Below are 17,075 nucleotides of genomic sequence, written 5' to 3' on the forward strand. Positions count from 1 at the left end.
AACTGCATTAGTTAGAATCAGACTATTTATCAATAATTTCGGATAAGAAGCTTCTTCCTTCTGCAGTTGGAGGAAGGTGAAAGAATTCACAAAATGTAGCACCGACATCAGCCATTGTATTCCTCAGACCAATCGTTGTTTTCTTAACCTTTTCACCGAAGATTAAAATTGGTACATACTCCCTTGTATGATTGGCATGACCGATCGTAGGATCGTTTCCATGGTCGGCCATAACAATTAAAATATCATCTTCTCGCATTAATGGAATAAATATATCAGATAACCATTTATCTGTTTCATTTAATAGATCACAGTACCAATCCACATCTTGTGCATGCCCCGCCAAGTCTGTTTCTTGGATATTTACTAGAAAAGCTGCGTCTTCCTCTTCTCGCTGATAACATTCACCAACATAGTTAAGTAAGTTGCTTGTATTGACAATCGGATTGGCTGGACCTTCTCCATGCAGTACATCCGCTGTTTTTCCTAAACGATGCACCGTTATACCATGATTAGCAGCAATTACTGGAAACTGTTTTTCAATTTCAACGCCATACCCCATGTGAAAAACACGATAACCTTCCCCATACACATTTGCTTTTGGTGTATTTACGCCCCATTGACCTCTATGCTTTTCTTCTACGCAAGCTAGAATATGTTCAACAGATGTATACGGTCCACCAAAAGCGATAACACGCGTGGTATCTACATGCGCTCTCACCACCTGTCCTAGTTTTTTCACTTCTTTAAAAGGCAGTTGTTTAAAATCCGCTGTTATATTAATAATATTTCCATAAGCTGATTCCAAATTATCGGCAACTACGGCAGCATTATTGACTAATAAAATAGGACAATTGGTAAATGGATATGCAACATGATAACCTGCATTCTCTAATGCTGTCTTTATATACGAGTGGATATCTTTCATAAGCCTTTTAGTAGATTTTTTCGGACAACTTCCAGCTATTTCTTGGTGACCAAGATACGTGTCCGCGCCATGATGGGCTAATTTGGAATAACCATAAGCTTTTTGCGGAGCAGGCTGATTATCAACGAGCGTCCCTATGCCAGCCCCATACATATAAGGGATTTTTAAATCATCTTTTTTGGCTTTACGTATATGGTCGAATGTATTCGCTGTACAGTCAGAGGGTTGATAATCTGTACAATCCTCCATTGCACCAATCCCAAAGCTATCAATAACAATTAATGTCATTTTCGCCATAATTGTCACCACTTCCTTTCCAGATGGATCAGTTTAGGTGTACCGGACTGTATCCCTTCTACAAGTGCCACATGAGCTCTCGTTACAAATATTTGTGTTCGAAAAGAAAAAATAACTGAATCACCGATCGCTACTTGAAAACCATCCGGCTTTTTTATCGCTCCATAATAATCGATTACTTCAGGACTATTTTGCTCAGCAGTTACATAGCGATTAAGAATAGATTCACGTTCATTTCCAACTAAACATCCTTCCATTTGAGAGCGGCCATAAAAACCCCCCGCAATAACTTGATAGTGCTGCGATGTTTCATGAGATACTTCTGTAACATAAATCATTGCAGGAATTTCTGGCAGATCTTTAAAAGCATGAATTGGTGTCGTTCCTGTTAATCCATGCCCTGGTTCACCATGAGTCACACCTCGTTTAGCTAAATAAGGGATGGTTTCAATACTTGTTCCACTGGGGCCATTGACTTGTCGAACGGTGATTCCCTTTTCTTCGAGTATTTGTTTTGCTGTTAGTAATGTTGTAAGGTTGGCAGTAGCAATCATTTCACGCTTGGTATCCGCTAATTGCAAATTAGGAAAAGTAGTTACGCCGATGATTCGAATACCAGGTAATGGAAGTATTCGGTCTAGTTCTTGTTGCAGATCCTCTAATTGAATTCCACCTTCTTGGGATTCATAGATGCTGTCATCTTTTCCAACCACTTTTAATAAGATATCTTGCTTTTTTCCCACTTCTACTGCTGCATCTGATAATTGTTTGCCACGTTCGTAGGAAAAAATCGTGACAACTTCTGGATCCCAGCTCAAAACCTCTTTCCACTGATGCTTTCCTGGTTGTACTAAATGTCCAATATTCCCTATTGCTATTCCTTGATCAGCTAGTATTTTCCCTTCGTCAAAATCAACAGCTACCGCTTTTTTTATGCCGTTTTCTTGAATGAATTTTGCAATTTGCGGGAGTCGGCCAAGTTGTTTGCTCATAAAGTATAATTCCATTCCATATTGCTTCGCAGTATCTGCTATCATACGAGTATTTGTCTTTAGTGCATCTACATCAATGACATACGTATTTGGTGGAATCATTCCAGATTGATGCAAGGAAAGCCCAGTAAATAATAGTTCTGGATTTCGTTTCATTGTTGTTCGCAAAAACATAGAAGCACCCCTCCTTGATTTATTGCTTATTGACTGTTTTTATTGCTTTATCTAAAATATGAATAACGGTGTATGCTCCTGATTTCATCGGATTGATACGTAATCCAAATTCTTTTAACCGCGGCTGCGCTTCAATAAAGCTGCTAGAAACACGATAGATCATAGGAATTATTTCATATTTTGACTCAGCTCCAACAGGATGAGTAGCAGCACCAAGTAGATTGCTCTGTTGAATTACTTCTTCCGCAATTGGCTGTTCCAATTCAACAATGACATTTTTCGACTGTGCATTGCTCATATAAGCAGCTGCAATCCCTTTAATTAAACCCTCATTTAATTGTTTACAAAGCTCTTCTACTTGCTCATTTTGAGTTGCAAGCGAAACTGGCGCGAAGGTCATCATCCGGATTAGTTCCATTGCTTCATAACCTTGTACCTTTCCGCCGCCAGAATAATTCTTCTCCTGCAGCATATTAATCGCTCCTTGCTTTCCTACAATAACTCCAATCCCTTCTGGACCTAGTAATTTAAATCCTGAAAATGTAGAATAATCAGCTCCATACTCTATTCCAATACCATAAGTTTTCAACGCACAGTAATTATCATCTACCACGATAGGAAGTTCTGGCCGTATATGCTTCACCGTTTGAATCACTTTCTTAAGTTGATACGTATCGGTTGGCTGTTGTCTTGCATGTTGAATGTAGAAAACTTTACATGTATGATCAGTACTCAATGCATCCTCTATAGCGGATAAATCATTATAATTAATCGGTACCGTTTGAATCCCTAGTAGACGAATCGTCTCCTTTGTTGTTGTATAAACAGGGGCTGTATGAATAAACATGCTATCCCCTGCTTGAAGGAGCATACTTAAAATATTCCGAATTGCTCCCGTACCGGCACCTCGAACGAGTGCGGCTTTTTCCGTATCGAAGAAATCAGCAATGACACGCTCTGCTCTTTCCGTCTGTTCCGGTTTCTTATAACGTGGAGCAACACCGAGATCACCCATTGATAAAAATTGATGACCAGTAAAGTGCTTACTCATACAATGAACAAATTTAAATTGTAATTGTTGTGCTTCTGGAACCGTTAAAGTTGGTAGAACGGATGAAGCATATTTTAATGCAGCTGGTTTATAAGCCATGATTACCGCTCCTTTATGGAAAATGCATTCGCTGGATTATTGATAAGCAAATCTGAAATCACGGAATCACTCACTCCGCGCTCTTTTAATGCAGGAATAAACGTATTTAACACAAGATCATATCCTTCCCCGCCAAACTTACGCCAATGGGATTTCCGTGTTAGGTCTGCGGATAGAAGGATTTGCTTATGGAAACCTCTTTCAATAAAATCTATCAAAAAATCTAAACGCTCTTTATCTGGCCGATAATTATTCTTACCAATCGTGTCAAATCCAATAAACACTCCAGATGAAAGTACATCTAAAACCATTTCTTTATCCGGATTCAAATCTTGATGGCCGATGATGATCTGTTCTTTGGATACTCCCAATGCAAAAAACAAGTCTACTTGTTTACTCCCAAGCGTTCCTAGAGATGTATGAGTGGATATTGGCAATCCTGTAGCCAAACTAGCCATGCCAGCTCCAATAATTAGCTCTTTTTCAATTGGTTTGATTTCATTTATGCTGGTTCCTACTTCCCCAATTACTCCAGGGAAAACTTCTGTCCCTTCAACTCCTTCTTCACATTCCTTTATAAAATGTGCAGCAAATTGATTCCGATTCCACCCTTCAGCATATTCGGGAATGAAGGGGTCTTTATAAAAGCCTGTACATGTCACAATATGAACACCAGAAGTTTCACTTAATCGAACCAGTCTTTTAACGTCTCTTCCCATCCCATCATTCGTTAACTCGATCATGGATTGGCCTCCAGCTTGATGAAAATGCCCTAGCTCTTCGATCATCCCTTGTTCATCATCCAAAATCGTGTCAGGATCACCTTTTATTCGTGATAGATCAATAGAGAGATGTTCGTGTGCTGCACATACTCCTAATGCTTCTTTCGCAATTTTCCCTCGAACTGTTTGTATCATTAACGATCACTCCTATGCTGTTATTAGGAAACTTGCATTATTCCTAGTAATACGAATATATTTGCAAGCACACCAACTGCAATGGCACCAACTGGGCCAACCGCCATTCGGACAATAGGACGTCCTGCGACTTCATTTAGCAGATAGAAGCCTGCAATAAAGAAAAATCCAAAACCAGGAGCAATCATATTTGCTGCATTTGCTCCTCCAATTAATAAGGCTACTTCTAACAATTTCGTCATCGCACTCCGAATGTTTTCCCCTGAGTTCCTAACGCCAGGATACTTATCCAAAAATTTGGCAATAGAACTTAACAACATCACTTCTAGGAAAATAACGATGGCACCAACGATGACTGCTACCCAAACATTCGGTACAAATAGCCCTACAACAAATATCAAGGTAAAACCGACAGGGCTGTAAACTCCAGTTGCTATTGCTGTACTGGCAACTAAAGGAATGAAGCCAATAGCCCTAGCTGCAGCTGCGATCCCAGCATCTGTTTGCTTTCCTTCAGCTAATAGATTAAGTGAAATTGGATCGCCAGCCATTAATAGTAGATTCGTAGCACCTGCTATTAATGCACCAATAATCATAAAGAAAGCAACATTCTTCTTAATCTGCTTAACCTTTTCACTAAATATAGAGGCTAAGTCAACAGAAGCAGCTTCATCTGCTTTTTCTCTCATGGCAAATGCAAATAAAAAGATCATTCCTGCAATAAGCGCCATTCCCTCTTGATTAAGTGTAACGACATTATCCCCGATGCGTAGGAACTCACTATTATTCACAAATACTGCTAACTGTCTAATTAATGCTGCTACAATAAATGTAATAATTCCTTTCTTCACACTGAACTGCATGGCCACAGCTAAAGCTGGAAAAGCCATAAAGGTTACTACTACTGGTGTTCCTACTTCTCCCATCGGTTCAAGGAAATTAACAGGTAGGTATTCAAATAACTTCACAAATCCTTCTAACCCAATTAATAGCCCCCACCCATACAACCCACCTACAATAGCCGCAACTGCTGTACCCCATTTATTCTTCGGTGTCATTAACCCGATAATATCTGTTCCAAGTAGGATACTATGAATTAAAATAATGCTAGCAGTAATGGTAAACGGGATCCCAAAGCCAACTACTAAACCAAAGCTCATTGCAAAGGCGGTTAACCCTAATTCCCTCCGTTTTAATCGACCTTCTAAATGTTCGGATACGATCGGTCGAAGACCATCATTAAATACAGCAATATTCATATTGGCTAGTACAGCTGCAACTGCCCCAATTAAAATCACAAACATCATTTCCATCTTTTTCCCCCCCCTTTCTATGCTTTATTCTTTATACTTGATAGAATCATAGGTACAGCAACTTCCGTATGATCACCGGTAAAACCAAATGCTATCTTTCCATTACGTACTGCCTCATCTACTTTAGAAGCATCTGGCTTTTTACCTGGCATAGAAACTGTTTCACATTTGTCTCTGCCAATCATAGCAATTGCCATGGCAAGGGCTCCCCCTCCTCCAGTATGACAAGCACCAAAATAATAATCCGCCTGTCCTGTCTTCATCGCCATTGCTGCCTCCAAATCAGATTTAACAGACGTATCTATGGAAGGATCGATATCCTTAATTAATGCTTCGATCGTTTGCTTCTCTACTTGTCCACCAATAATTATTTTCATTTTTCTTTTCCTCCTTTATTTATGGATATGACATTGGTGTAATGCATGTACAGAAATTCTTTTTCTTCTTGTGGAAGCTCGTTCCCCCATTCTTTTTCTACATAACGGACCTGTTTTTCCGCTTCTCGATAATGCGTAGATCGTCTAATTTCTTCGATAATTTCAGGTGCGGGTGCTTCCATTGTTTCTCTCTTTTCTATTCGTGTTAATGCGGAAGGTAGATGTGTGAAAAGCATCTCTGATTGCTCTAAATCATGTAGCTTTAGTTTATCTACTAAATATTGAAATGCAGCTGAAGTTGTATAACTTGCTTGTTTTGAAATAACATCTCCTAGAACGAGAATCTGCAACCTATCTTCCAGCGTATGAATATTCAATTCTTATCCCCCTTTTTTAAAATACAGTTTTTTGTATATTGATGATAAAAAACCACCACGGTTAATAATGTGGCAGCTTTTCTTTCTTAACTACCTTTTGTTGTATGTCTAAAATGACATCCTTATCTAAACCCGAAATGTAATCTTTTACTTCATGTCGATCTTTTTCAATTAATATCACTGAGGTAGAAGCTTTGACCGATACCTTTTTTGCCTTCTCCGATTTAAAATCACCTATTTGAAACCTTCTCTTAGAACGATTTTCATCTGCATTCCATACTGCAGCATCAATATCTCCATTTAATAACATATCAAATAGCTGCATGTAATTTACAGGTACGAATTCAACTTGAAGGTTTTCGCACTCTAATAATGTAATTTGTGATTGATCTACAGAAGTATAATCGATCCCCACCTTCATCCCATCGCTTATTTGATTATTCAGATTACCTGTAAAAAATATTTGGTGGGTAGAAACATAGGTTTGAGGTCCAAAATTTAAGGCAATTTCTAAGTTTTCATCATTAACAATTTCTTGTTCGGCAGCTAATTCGGACATAATGGCAAAATCAGACCTTCTAGATTTCAATGATTCTAGCCGCTGTTTTGATCCCCTCATATAAGCTAAATCAATATTTGTTAACATAGATTCAGAGGCTTCAATCAATCCTGTAGCTAATCCTTCATACATCGAAGAATATGGTAAGGGCATGGCGCCAATTAATGATCCAACACCTGCAATTTCTCTTAATAATATAATGTCTTTTTTCCGTAGGAATGTTCCCAAATGACCCCTTGGTTCTAGACGAATAGCATGTAAATTTTCTAAAACCTTCAGGGCTCCCTGAACCGTTCCATTACCAATATCTAATTCTGCTGCTAAGTCGCTTACCTTAGGTACCCTCTCGCCTTCTTCTATATATAGCATTTGATATGCAATTTCTTTGGCAGCAAGTCCGTTTTTTGAAAATAAACTTTCCCAAATTCTAGTCATAGTTACTCCTTTTAAAATACAAAATATTGTATATTGTAATTATAGCGTTTACAAAAAATGTTTGCAATACTTTTTTCGTTTATAAAAACCAAACGAGTAAGCCGACCAATAAGAAATACATAGAATTAGGCAAAGCCAAAAACATTACTCTAAGTGGGTTCACTTTCTGATTTAATATCCCTCCAATTAACCCACATATTACAAAAGCCGTAAGCCCAACTGGTGGCATATTCTGTCCAGCTGCTGCAATATGAGAAGCTCCTAATGCAATTAGGGTAGGATCGACATGCATATTTTCTAAAATTGGGCCAAGGAATGTAATATTAACCGTTTGTGCAGTTGTCTGAGAGCCTGTCATCATTCCCACAATTACAACAGATAGCATACCACCTATTTTAACCATAGAAGTAGACAATTCCTGTGTCATAATCGCCATTTGATCGATTACTCCAGATGCATAAAATACTCCAACCATCATACCTGCACAAATTTGAATTTGCACCGTTTGATGCACTCTGATTATTCCGTCTTTTACTATTTTTTTGGCTTGGTTTCGAACATTTGTAAAGAGGAAACTCACGATACTAGCTACAATAATTGCAGATACTACTGGAAAAGTAACGCCTTGAATAATTGGTACTTTCATTAATAATTGTGAAATCATTGATAAGACTGGGAAATTCGTAAAGATATTATAATTAAAAATGGCATGCGTTAATACAATGATTAGTAGGACAAATAAAGGAATTAACGTAGTCCATCTTGCCTCTAAGAGTTGACCCAGCGATTCAGTTGGGATTAGGTCATTCGGCAATTTTTTATTTTTAACAAATCGAATGGATTCAATTACCGCAATGATTGCTCCTACACTTACCGTCAGAAAAGCTAAATGTAGTACTGGAGATGGATCTGTATTTACAAGCGAAGCTGACAAAAACACACCTTGTGTAATCGGTGGCATAATTGATCCTATCGATGACCCTAGTAAGATAATCATCCCAATTTGTTCTGGCTTCAGACGTAACTCTGACAATGCATGTATAACAAGGAAACCAATTACTGTAGCTGCGGCAATAGCATCACCTAATAACGAACCCGCGAATATTAATGTCATAAAAATAGCAATGATTAAACCTCTCGAAGACCGACCAAAGATCGCCCTTAAACTGAATAACGTCGTATCCACAGATCCTATTTTCACTTGTGTTTCGGCATAGATACTTCCAAAGATGGACAACATGATTACCCATGCCAAACGATCAATTCCATCAACCATAGCCACAAGCATTCCCCAAACAGTTAATTCAGAAATAATAGCAGATGAAATAGTGGCAGCAAGTAAAGCAACACGGATATCACCGCCGATTTTTGGTATTTGCTTTATTAAAGCAATGCCGAACAACAATCCTAACGGAATAATAATCATCAACATGTTAAATCACCTCTGATAATATATATGATTTATTATCAGAAAAATTAAAATTAAATCCGATGTAGAACGTTTCATATGACTGACAATATACTACTACAAGGACTTTTTTTATTATCCAAGGAGGTACGGAACAACAATGACGGACACTCGTGTCTTAATTGGTTCGCCAATTCATCAACAGCATCCCATTTTACAGGAATTCCTAACGGCGTTAACCGAAATTAAGAATACTACCTTTTCCATTGACTACTTATTTATCGACGATAATACCGATCAGCAATCCATTCATTTACTAAGAGAATTTTCAGATCATACACCTCATCAAACCAAAATCCTGAAACCTTCCCACATGAATCATCAAGGGTATGCAAGGGATGAAAATACTCATATCTGGAATCATCAAGCAATTTGGAAAGTAGCAGCATTTAAAAACCGTATCATCGATTATGCAATAAAGGAAGAATACGATTATTTATTTCTTATTGATTCTGACTTAATCATTCATCCAAATACAATTAAGCACCTGATTCAGATGGAAAAAAATATTATCTCCACCATCTTTTGGACGAAATGGCAACCAAATACGAATCCACTTCCGCAAGTATGGATGAAGGATGAATATACATTATATCCATCTGCTTTAGGCGAACAATTATCTGATGAGGAAAAAAATAGACGCAGCATGGAATTTATTAATACGCTTAAAAACCCAGGAACGTATGAAGTTGGCGGATTAGGAGCTTGTACCTTAATTCATGCAAATGCATTAAAAAATGGAGTTAATTTTAACCCCATTCAAAACATCTCCTTTTGGGGAGAGGACCGACATTTCTGTGTTCGAGCTCAAGCGCTTGGTTTTCAATTATTTGTAGATACCCATTATCCAGCATTTCACATTTATCGTAGTTCTGACCTAAATGAAGTGCAAGAATATAAGGATGAAAACACAGTTCGTATTAGTCCAATTGAAGTAAACGAAATCTTGTCTAACCGAACAGGCAAAACTAAAAATAACAAGCTTACACTTTCGATGATCATGAAAAATGAAGCATCACGTTATTTAGAACGTATTTTAAAAATGCACCGCAATTATATTGATGAAGCAGTTATCATTGATGATGGAAGCGACGATGATAGCATTGCCATTTGTCAGAAGCTATTGGAGGGAATCCCATTACATCTTGTGCAAAATCATGAGTCAACATTTTCCAATGAAATTGAATTACGAAAACAACAATGGGAAGAAACCATTAAAACCAACCCAGATTGGATTTTAAATTTAGACGCAGATGAACTTCCTGAAGCAGCGTTTACTACCGAAGTAACCAATCTAATGAATCAATCAGATATGGATTTATATAGTTTTCGACTCTATGATATGTGGGATGAAGAAAACTATAGAGAAGATAAGTATTGGAAATCTCATCAATCTTATCGGCCGTTTCTCCTCCGTTATCAACCTCATTTTGACTACAAATGGCAGAAAAAACGCTTGCACTGCGGTAGGTTCCCAGCCAATATATTTCATTTGCCTAATACGACTTCATCTTTACGAATCAAACACTTTGGATGGGCAGATGAAGAAGAACGTGCGATAAAATATAAACGGTATTTACAGCTTGACCCTAAAGGTGAGTTTGGATGGTTGGCACAATACCATTCGATTCTTGATAAACAACCAAAACTAATAAAATGGGAAGAAGATAACACGAAACACTAAAAGATCCCAATAGTATGGGACTTTCTTATGTAATAGTATGTTGAAGCCGTGAGAGCTTTAGAGATGTAAGCCATCGCTGATAAGATGGATCTCGGTCAATTAACCCCTCAACTAATTCACCTGTTACTGGAGCCAATGCGATGCCATCTCCTTCATGCCCAGTAGCGATAATAAATCCTTCCATCTCTTCAATCTTATCGATAATTGGTAGACCATCCCCAATAAATGGGCGGAAACCAACCATTGAACGGATAATTCGCGTAAAATTTAACGTAGGAACGATCCTGCTAGCATGCGCTGCTATCATAGAAATAAGTTTATGATCAATGCTTTTTTCATAGCCTTTGAATTCTCGACTACTTCCAATTAGGAGATTACCACTTTCTGTTTGACCAAGTGAGAGTCCAATTCCATATGGAGGGAGTTCTGTTTTAGTTTGCTGGGAGAGGTGTTTTGCGGCTAAATAGTCAGAGCATAAAACATTCCCTTGCACGATTGGTTTGATCTTTTCAGAGATGAGGATAACCCCTCTTCTCGGGATCATATGTAAATGTACATTTGCCATACCTGCAATGATAGGAGCGTACGGTCCAGCTGCATTTATGACTAACTTAGTAGCAAACCTCCCCTTTGTAGACTTCACTCCTTCTATCCTATCATTTTTACAAATTATATCAGTAACTTCTGTATGTGTATGGATTTTCGCGCCTCTTCGTTTAGCTGCTTTCGTGAACGCTTGTGTTAATAACAATGGATTAACCTCTGCATCCTCTTTACAATAGGTAGATGCAAGAATGTTCGGTGATAAACATGGTTGTCTTTCTAACGTTTCCTGTTGATCTAAAAGATCTATTTTAAGACCTGCTTTCTTTCGACTTTTCGCATATTTTTTCATAAAAGAGAGGTGTGACTCCTTGTTAATTACTACCATCCCTCCACTCGGTTTGAAATCAATGGGTGCATCTAATTCTTGCTCAAGATATGCAAAACGTTTTCTACTGTGTCGTGCTAATTCCACTGCAATATCAGCTTTCTTTGATTGAAGGAAAATGGCTTTATCACAAGCCCCCGAAGTCTGAGCTCCTATATCTCCTTTTTCAAGAAGGATCACCTTCCTATTGGCAGCAAGATGATACGCAATAGATGTACCAATTACTCCTCCACCAATGACAATAGCATCAGCACTTTCCATGATGATCATCCCCCCATCCATACGTCTATTCTAATTGTTTCCAGAGTGTCTTCACCTTTTCCCTGCCTTGCCCGATATTTGCTTGAAATGAGAAAACAGCTCGGTCCCTCTCATTCTCTACTCGCTTTCTTGCTTTGCGAAGGATATTACGACTGCTCTTTAATTTTCCTAGTTTTGAACTGACTGCAGTACCTGCAAGTTCCCCTTGTGCCATTGCTACCTTTGCGCCTTCTATACCAGTAATATTTCCAGCAATAAAAATCCCTGGTTGGCTCGTTTCCATCTCTCCATTATATAAGGGGATTTCTCCTCCTAAAGAAGGAATATAACTCGTTGCGCATCCTACAGCTTTCGCCAAATCTAAGAGTGGATATAACCCCCCTGAGAGACACACACAATCAACATTTATTATTTGAGACTTTCGCTTTATCCGACCACGATGATCATAGGATCCAATATTTATTTGTTCCACTTTATCTTTCCCTATGATGTCCGTAATTGTTTTTTTTAGATAAATAGGGACACCCCCTATCTTCATTCCACTTTTCGGATACAATGCAGTAGCAATTGTCTGTATTCTGTTACCTTGAACCAATTTACCCATCGTTCTCAACCAAACATTTGGAGCTAAGTGAGAAAGGTTCGATAATTCCTTCATTACTTGTTTTGGTTTTAAATCAATACCTGACTCAGGAGGAAAGAGAAAGATTCCAACAACATCTATCCCGCCTAATTTCATTGCCTGTGCTACCGTTAACGACAAGGCATCTATTCCAATGATAGCTGCTTTTTCACCAGGCTTAATTCGATGAAAATTAGTTAATACTTGAGCAGCACCTATTGTCATTACTCCTGGTTTTGTCCACCCTGGTACAGGGACAGACTTTTCCGCAGCGCCAGTAGCTAAAATAATATTCTTCGTTTCTAGTAATTCACCTTGATCTAACATAACTTTCCAGTTTGGATCGATTCCCCAAACCTCTCTTTCATAAAAACAAGGGATACTTAGTTTATTAATGGTACTAGCCAAGTTTTCAGCAACCTCTTGACCAATCCACCAATCCCCTTTTCCATCTTGATGTAACTGGCCGTTTAATTTCCCACCAGGTATAGGTTGTTCATCAATAAGGGCTACATTAACTCCATGCGAAGCTGCTTTTATTGCAGCGCTCATCCCTGCAGGTCCAGCCCCAATTACTACTAGATCATAGCTCATAGCGTTGTACCTCGCTGCGATTCAATACACATATTATTTTGCACACGTTTCATACAAGCGCGTACGCTTCGCTCACCATCCACTGTGACACGACATTCATAACAATGGCCAACCCCACAGTATAGGCCCCTTGCTTCATCATGTTTCTCCGAATATCGTAATGTACGTATTCGATTTGCAAGTAATGCGGCTGCTATCGATTCATTTTCAAATGCCGAATATTTAACACCATTATAAATAATCGTTATTACTTGCTGATCTAATGATTTTAATATTGGATGCTTTTCTATTCTCATCATTTAGCATCCTCCTGATGACGAGCTAAATCAACTAGTCGGACCGGACGGATTATCGTAGAATACGATGGTTCTATAACGTTAATACCGTCTTCACCATGATCTTGTTGTACGATATCGTTAATGATTTGCCGGCACGTTCTTCCCTGACAAATTCCCATACCAGCACGTGTTGCTAATTTTACTGCTTTCATTGTTCCCGCACCATTCTCTATGGATGTTATAATTTCTCCATATGTGACTTCTTCACATCTACAAATTATTGTATGCTCTAAGATAATAAAACCTCCTATAAAGAAACTGTCATAAGGGACAATCGTACATTGGTAAACTAATAAAGTGAGACTATTAGTTTATGAAACATCACGAACTACATCATCGTTCTGTTTTTATTTATTTTATGATACTTATTTTGAAATTAGAATTTTATAAGAGAGGTGTTTTTTATGAATACAAATAAGCATGTAATGTTATTAGGAGGGGATGAAAGGTATTTACATGTCATTGATTCCTTAGCCAAAGCAGGGATACGAATTTCATTAATTGGATATGAGCAACTGTCATTTAATGAACCCAATATTCAACACGTTGGTTTAGACAATGCGGATTTTTCTAGTTTACGTGCAATTATTCTACCTGTAGCTGGTACGGATCTAAAAGGAAAAATAGAAGTAACCTATTCCGATAAGCAGGTTTATCTTACGGAACAGCTTGTTTCATGCACACCTAAACAATGTGTTATTTATTCAGGTACGGCAAACCAATACTTACAACAAATAGCGGATGTTACAGATCGAAAGTTAGTAAAGCTTTTTGCCAGAGACGATATAGCTATTTATAATTCAATTCCAACAGCCGAGGGTACATTAAAACTTGCCATTGAACAATCGGATGAAACGATACATGGCGCTAATGTTTGTGTATTAGGATTTGGAAGAGTCGGAATAACTGTAGCTCGAGTTTTTTCTGCTGTCGGTGCAAATGTTTCGGTGGCAGCTAGAAGTTCAGCTGCAGTTGCTCGTATTACAGAAATGGGCTTTCATGCTATTCCACTGAATCAACTCGAAAAAGCTATTGGTCAAATGACCATCTGTATTAATACAATTCCTTCTCAAGTAGTTGATCAGTCAATTATTTCTGCTATGTCTCCATCAGTACTGCTAATTGACCTCGCTTCTAAGCCTGGTGGTACGGATTTTGATTTTGCATTGAAACGAGGAATCTCAACTTTTCATGCGTTGGGTTTACCGGGTAAAACAGCACCTAAATCGGCAGGGAAGATTATTGCAACTGTTCTTCTGGATTTATTGCAAAGCACATAGAATTAAGAAGAAGCTGATTTCCACAGTTCAGCTTCTTTTTATCCCTCAACTCCATTTTAAGAAAATGTTTATTTTACAACAATCTTGATTCGTAGACGGCGCCTTTTTACTAAATTTCAGTTGTAAGTCATCCGGGGTAAATCCCACTTCAACATCGGCTGTAAGGTGTAATGTTTGAATCAATCGTTTTACTTCTGCTTTATTTGACTCCTGTGCTGCTTTCATTACTTTCTCATCAAATTCTTTCGACGTAGATAATTTGTCAAGAACCATTTTCACATCATCCATTAATTTTAAGCTTTCATTTGCCGATTCATAAAAATGCGCTGGATTAACTGGAGGGAGCTCTCTTACTAACCAGCTCGTTGGTACATAATAGACATAGCTTGGTATATAATATGGTGCATAATAATACATATACTCATTCCCTTCCCAATATAACTATCCTATACTAAAACTATATGCATATAGGCGTGAGGAAGGGAAAATTTTTGAACAACATCCCCATAAAAAAAGGATTGCCCATATGGGAATCCTTCCTTAACAAATATGGTATTGTTATTTTGCTACGACTCCACCGTCTACAGGTAATTCTACACCAGTAATATGATATGCTGCATCTGAAGCTAAGAATAATACTGCTTCGGCAACTTCAATGGGCCTACCCAATTGTGGTAATGCTGTTTGTGAAAGGAACCATTGTTTCATATCCTCTCTTTCAAAAAACGTTGCACTCATTGGGGTCTTAATAAAACCTGGATGTACCGAATTCACACGAATATTATCCTTCCCATAATCAACAGCCGCAGCTTTTGTTAACATTCGAACGCCTCCTTTTGAAGCTGTATAAGCGCCCGCTCCTTGACTACCAGTTAAACCTGCAATTGAGGAAATATTAACGATTGAACCGCCCTTATTTTCACGCATATGTGGTACTGCCAGTTTTATTCCTAAGAATGTGCTTGTAAGATTTATATTTATAATTTGATGCCAACGTTCTAGCGTTAATTCTTCCATTGGTTCAGGTTGTGAAATTCCTGCATTATTAACTAACACATCTAATTTCCCAAAAGCATCCATTGTGGACTTTATTACATGTTTCCAATCATTTTCAGAAGTTACATCATGAGTTAAAGCCAAGGCTTCCCCGCCATTTGATTTTATCTCTTTTACCACTTCTTTTACCGCATCTTCTTGAATATCAGAAGCAATCACTTTCGCCCCTTCTTTAGCAAATAAGAGTGCTTCTTCACGCCCCATTCCACTTCCTGCTCCGGTGATGACCGCGACTTTTTTATCTAATCGTCCCATTTTCTTACCTCACTTTTTAAATAATTTAATGATAGATTAACTATCATCACGATAACTATATTGTAATACGATTATCCTAAGGTGCCAATTAAACTGCTCAAACCAGTCCAACAAATTGACGAATAGCATTTAGTTTGCTACATTTTAAAATGATATACATAGAAGAGATCATCTAAGGATAAGGAGATTAGGATATGAATCCTCAAGATAGATGGAAACAAGAACGCTTAGACGGTAAGCTTAAACGAAAAAATAATATTATCCAAGCAGCTGAAAAAGTTTTCGCTGCAAAAGGGTTTGAAAACACGACCATGCAAGATATTGCTGATGAAGAAAATATTGGTATAGCAACAGTGTTTCGTTACTTCCCCAAAAAAGAAAAATTAATTGTAGCTGTAGCAATTACTGTTGTAGAGAAGTATATTCCAGTGTTTGAATCATTTGCTAGTATGAATGGAACTTGTATAGAAAAATTGGAGGCCATGTTCGATTTTTTTACATCGGAAATTCAATATGAGAAATTGGAAAACACTCAACTGCTGGAAGTTTTTAAAAGCTATGCATCCTTACAATCGGAACCACTCGAAGATATCAAAGCCTATAACACGTCTCAGGCTAAAATTTCTTCCATATTGGCAGCCATTATCGAAGAGGGAAAGCAAGACGGGTCTATCCGTACGGATATTTCAGTCCATGATGTATTAACAACTATAACCAATACCTTTGGCTTGTTTTCAAGGAAACTTCTATTATATGAACGTATTCCCTTGTTAAAAGGTGATCTATCTGCCGATAAACAATTAACGATTCTCAAACACATTTTCTTGGACTATTTACAACCAAGATAGAAGTGATTGAGACTCACAAAAACCAGTAGCTCTAATTCGAATCCTCCGTTCATTCTTTAACGGCAATCTAACCCCCTCTGTTTTTCTACGGGTGCAGCTAAATCGGGTAAGCAAAAAATACTTACCCGAGTAGCTCTTCGAAGTCTAGCACTTCCATTCCGTCGAATGCAAACACCCTTTCATAATACGAACAAAAAAATCCAAACCACGATCCGAATA

Annotated in this window: 18 protein-coding genes; 3 read left to right on the plus strand and 15 right to left on the minus strand. The window is 38.0% G+C overall.

The genetic code is table 11. The features are described from left to right. Window positions 1-22: 22 nt before the first annotated feature. The 9 genes from M948_RS38050 to M948_RS38090 form a co-directional block, all read right to left on the minus strand. Entirely contained in the window at window positions 23-1,225 is a 1,203-nt protein-coding gene (locus M948_RS38050) for a phosphopentomutase (RefSeq protein ID WP_021291794.1), read from the minus strand. 5 nt (window positions 1,226-1,230) lie between these two features. After that, window positions 1,231-2,391 (minus strand): alanine racemase, encoded by a 1,161-nt coding sequence (locus tag M948_RS38055; protein WP_021291795.1) that lies wholly within the window; start codon window positions 2,389-2,391, stop codon window positions 1,231-1,233. A gap of 19 nt (window positions 2,392-2,410) precedes the next feature. Beyond that, on the minus strand, window positions 2,411-3,541 hold the full coding sequence (locus M948_RS38060) for an aminotransferase class V-fold PLP-dependent enzyme (protein WP_021291796.1): 1,131 nt from the start codon (window positions 3,539-3,541) through the stop codon (window positions 2,411-2,413). 2 nt (window positions 3,542-3,543) lie between these two features. Beyond that, on the minus strand, window positions 3,544-4,458 hold the full coding sequence (locus M948_RS38065) for a phosphotriesterase family protein (protein WP_021291797.1): 915 nt from the start codon (window positions 4,456-4,458) through the stop codon (window positions 3,544-3,546). Between the two features lie 23 nt (window positions 4,459-4,481). Then, entirely contained in the window at window positions 4,482-5,771 is a 1,290-nt protein-coding gene (locus M948_RS38070) for a YhfT family protein (protein ID WP_021291798.1), read from the minus strand. Between the two features lie 17 nt (window positions 5,772-5,788). Beyond that, a complete protein-coding gene (locus tag M948_RS38075) occupies window positions 5,789-6,148 on the minus strand; it encodes a DUF2620 domain-containing protein (protein ID WP_021291799.1) in 360 nt (119 codons plus the stop codon). Then, window positions 6,145-6,525, minus strand: a complete 381-nt coding sequence (locus M948_RS38080) for a PRD domain-containing protein (protein WP_021291800.1) — start codon at window positions 6,523-6,525, stop codon at window positions 6,145-6,147. Before M948_RS38080 ends, M948_RS38075 begins: the two co-directional genes overlap by 4 nt. A 61-nt stretch (window positions 6,526-6,586) precedes the next feature. After that, window positions 6,587-7,519: a GntR family transcriptional regulator YhfZ gene (yhfZ, locus tag M948_RS38085; protein WP_021291801.1), complete on the minus strand. Its 933-nt coding sequence runs from the start codon at window positions 7,517-7,519 to the stop codon at window positions 6,587-6,589. Between the two features lie 79 nt (window positions 7,520-7,598). Then, on the minus strand, window positions 7,599-8,951 hold the full coding sequence (locus M948_RS38090) for a TRAP transporter large permease subunit (protein WP_021291802.1): 1,353 nt from the start codon (window positions 8,949-8,951) through the stop codon (window positions 7,599-7,601). Between the two features lie 136 nt (window positions 8,952-9,087). On the opposite strand from M948_RS38090, the gene M948_RS38095 reads away from it, so the two are divergent. Continuing rightward, window positions 9,088-10,671, plus strand: coding sequence for a glycosyltransferase family 2 protein (locus M948_RS38095; RefSeq protein ID WP_021291803.1), 1,584 nt, complete (start codon window positions 9,088-9,090; stop codon window positions 10,669-10,671). A gap of 25 nt (window positions 10,672-10,696) precedes the next feature. Here the strand turns inward: M948_RS38095 and M948_RS38100 are convergent, their stop codons facing one another. From M948_RS38100 to M948_RS42950, 4 genes are read right to left on the minus strand one after another with little or no spacing between them, the layout of a single operon-like run. Beyond that, window positions 10,697-11,863, minus strand: a complete 1,167-nt coding sequence (locus M948_RS38100) for an NAD(P)/FAD-dependent oxidoreductase (RefSeq protein WP_021291804.1) — start codon at window positions 11,861-11,863, stop codon at window positions 10,697-10,699. Window positions 11,864-11,888: 25 nt separating this feature from the next. After that, on the minus strand, window positions 11,889-13,079 hold the full coding sequence (locus M948_RS38105; RefSeq protein ID WP_021291805.1) for an NAD(P)/FAD-dependent oxidoreductase: 1,191 nt from the start codon (window positions 13,077-13,079) through the stop codon (window positions 11,889-11,891). Continuing rightward, entirely contained in the window at window positions 13,076-13,378 is a 303-nt protein-coding gene (locus M948_RS38110; RefSeq protein WP_021291806.1) for a (2Fe-2S)-binding protein, read from the minus strand. The genes M948_RS38105 and M948_RS38110 overlap by 4 nt, the downstream gene beginning before the upstream one ends. Continuing rightward, the gene (locus M948_RS42950) at window positions 13,375-13,692 is read right to left on the minus strand and encodes a (2Fe-2S)-binding protein (protein WP_081674785.1); all 318 of its coding nucleotides are present in this window, start codon (window positions 13,690-13,692) and stop codon (window positions 13,375-13,377) included. Before M948_RS42950 ends, M948_RS38110 begins: the two co-directional genes overlap by 4 nt. A 129-nt stretch (window positions 13,693-13,821) precedes the next feature. On the opposite strand from M948_RS42950, the gene dpsA reads away from it, so the two are divergent. Further along, the gene (gene dpsA, locus M948_RS38115; protein WP_021291808.1) at window positions 13,822-14,697 is read left to right on the plus strand and encodes a dipicolinate synthase subunit DpsA; all 876 of its coding nucleotides are present in this window, start codon (window positions 13,822-13,824) and stop codon (window positions 14,695-14,697) included. Window positions 14,698-14,742: 45 nt separating this feature from the next. Here dpsA and M948_RS38120 read toward each other — a convergent pair whose 3' ends face one another. Beyond that, on the minus strand, window positions 14,743-15,114 hold the full coding sequence (locus M948_RS38120; RefSeq protein ID WP_021291809.1) for a hypothetical protein: 372 nt from the start codon (window positions 15,112-15,114) through the stop codon (window positions 14,743-14,745). A 141-nt stretch (window positions 15,115-15,255) separates the two neighbouring features. After that, window positions 15,256-16,008 carry an SDR family NAD(P)-dependent oxidoreductase gene (locus M948_RS38125; RefSeq protein WP_021291810.1) on the minus strand — a complete coding sequence of 251 codons (753 nt, stop codon included), beginning with the start codon at window positions 16,006-16,008 and terminating at the stop codon, window positions 15,256-15,258. 194 nt (window positions 16,009-16,202) lie between these two features. Between M948_RS38125 and M948_RS38130 the strand changes: the two genes are divergently transcribed. Then, window positions 16,203-16,856, plus strand: a complete 654-nt coding sequence (locus tag M948_RS38130; protein ID WP_021291811.1) for a TetR/AcrR family transcriptional regulator — start codon at window positions 16,203-16,205, stop codon at window positions 16,854-16,856. Window positions 16,857-17,075 lie beyond the last annotated feature (219 nt).

This window comes from Virgibacillus sp. CM-4 (genome assembly GCF_000445495.1).
Lineage (GTDB): Bacteria > Bacillota > Bacilli > Bacillales > Amphibacillaceae > Virgibacillus > Virgibacillus salexigens.

What these genes read in the sequence shown, in the direction of transcription:
- M948_RS38065 (WP_021291797.1), bottom strand. Translation starts at nt 4,458, where the DNA reads ATGATACAAACAGTTCGAGGGAAAATTGCGAAAGAAGCATTAGGAGTA.
- M948_RS38105 (WP_021291805.1), bottom strand. Translation starts at nt 13,079, where the DNA reads ATGAGCTATGATCTAGTAGTAATTGGGGCTGGACCTGCAGGGATGAGC.
- M948_RS38060 (WP_021291796.1), bottom strand. Translation starts at nt 3,541, where the DNA reads ATGGCTTATAAACCAGCTGCATTAAAATATGCTTCATCCGTTCTACCA.
- M948_RS38100 (WP_021291804.1), bottom strand. Translation starts at nt 11,863, where the DNA reads ATGGAAAGTGCTGATGCTATTGTCATTGGTGGAGGAGTAATTGGTACA.
- yhfZ (WP_021291801.1), bottom strand. Translation starts at nt 7,519, where the DNA reads ATGACTAGAATTTGGGAAAGTTTATTTTCAAAAAACGGACTTGCTGCC.
- M948_RS38110 (WP_021291806.1), bottom strand. Translation starts at nt 13,378, where the DNA reads ATGATGAGAATAGAAAAGCATCCAATATTAAAATCATTAGATCAGCAA.
- M948_RS38050 (WP_021291794.1), bottom strand. Translation starts at nt 1,225, where the DNA reads ATGGCGAAAATGACATTAATTGTTATTGATAGCTTTGGGATTGGTGCA.
- M948_RS38130 (WP_021291811.1), top strand. Translation starts at nt 16,203, where the DNA reads ATGAATCCTCAAGATAGATGGAAACAAGAACGCTTAGACGGTAAGCTT.
- M948_RS38125 (WP_021291810.1), bottom strand. Translation starts at nt 16,008, where the DNA reads ATGGGACGATTAGATAAAAAAGTCGCGGTCATCACCGGAGCAGGAAGT.
- M948_RS38095 (WP_021291803.1), top strand. Translation starts at nt 9,088, where the DNA reads ATGACGGACACTCGTGTCTTAATTGGTTCGCCAATTCATCAACAGCAT.
- M948_RS38070 (WP_021291798.1), bottom strand. Translation starts at nt 5,771, where the DNA reads ATGGAAATGATGTTTGTGATTTTAATTGGGGCAGTTGCAGCTGTACTA.
- M948_RS38090 (WP_021291802.1), bottom strand. Translation starts at nt 8,951, where the DNA reads ATGTTGATGATTATTATTCCGTTAGGATTGTTGTTCGGCATTGCTTTA.
- M948_RS38120 (WP_021291809.1), bottom strand. Translation starts at nt 15,114, where the DNA reads ATGTATTATTATGCACCATATTATATACCAAGCTATGTCTATTATGTA.
- dpsA (WP_021291808.1), top strand. Translation starts at nt 13,822, where the DNA reads ATGAATACAAATAAGCATGTAATGTTATTAGGAGGGGATGAAAGGTAT.
- M948_RS38055 (WP_021291795.1), bottom strand. Translation starts at nt 2,391, where the DNA reads ATGTTTTTGCGAACAACAATGAAACGAAATCCAGAACTATTATTTACT.
- M948_RS38075 (WP_021291799.1), bottom strand. Translation starts at nt 6,148, where the DNA reads ATGAAAATAATTATTGGTGGACAAGTAGAGAAGCAAACGATCGAAGCA.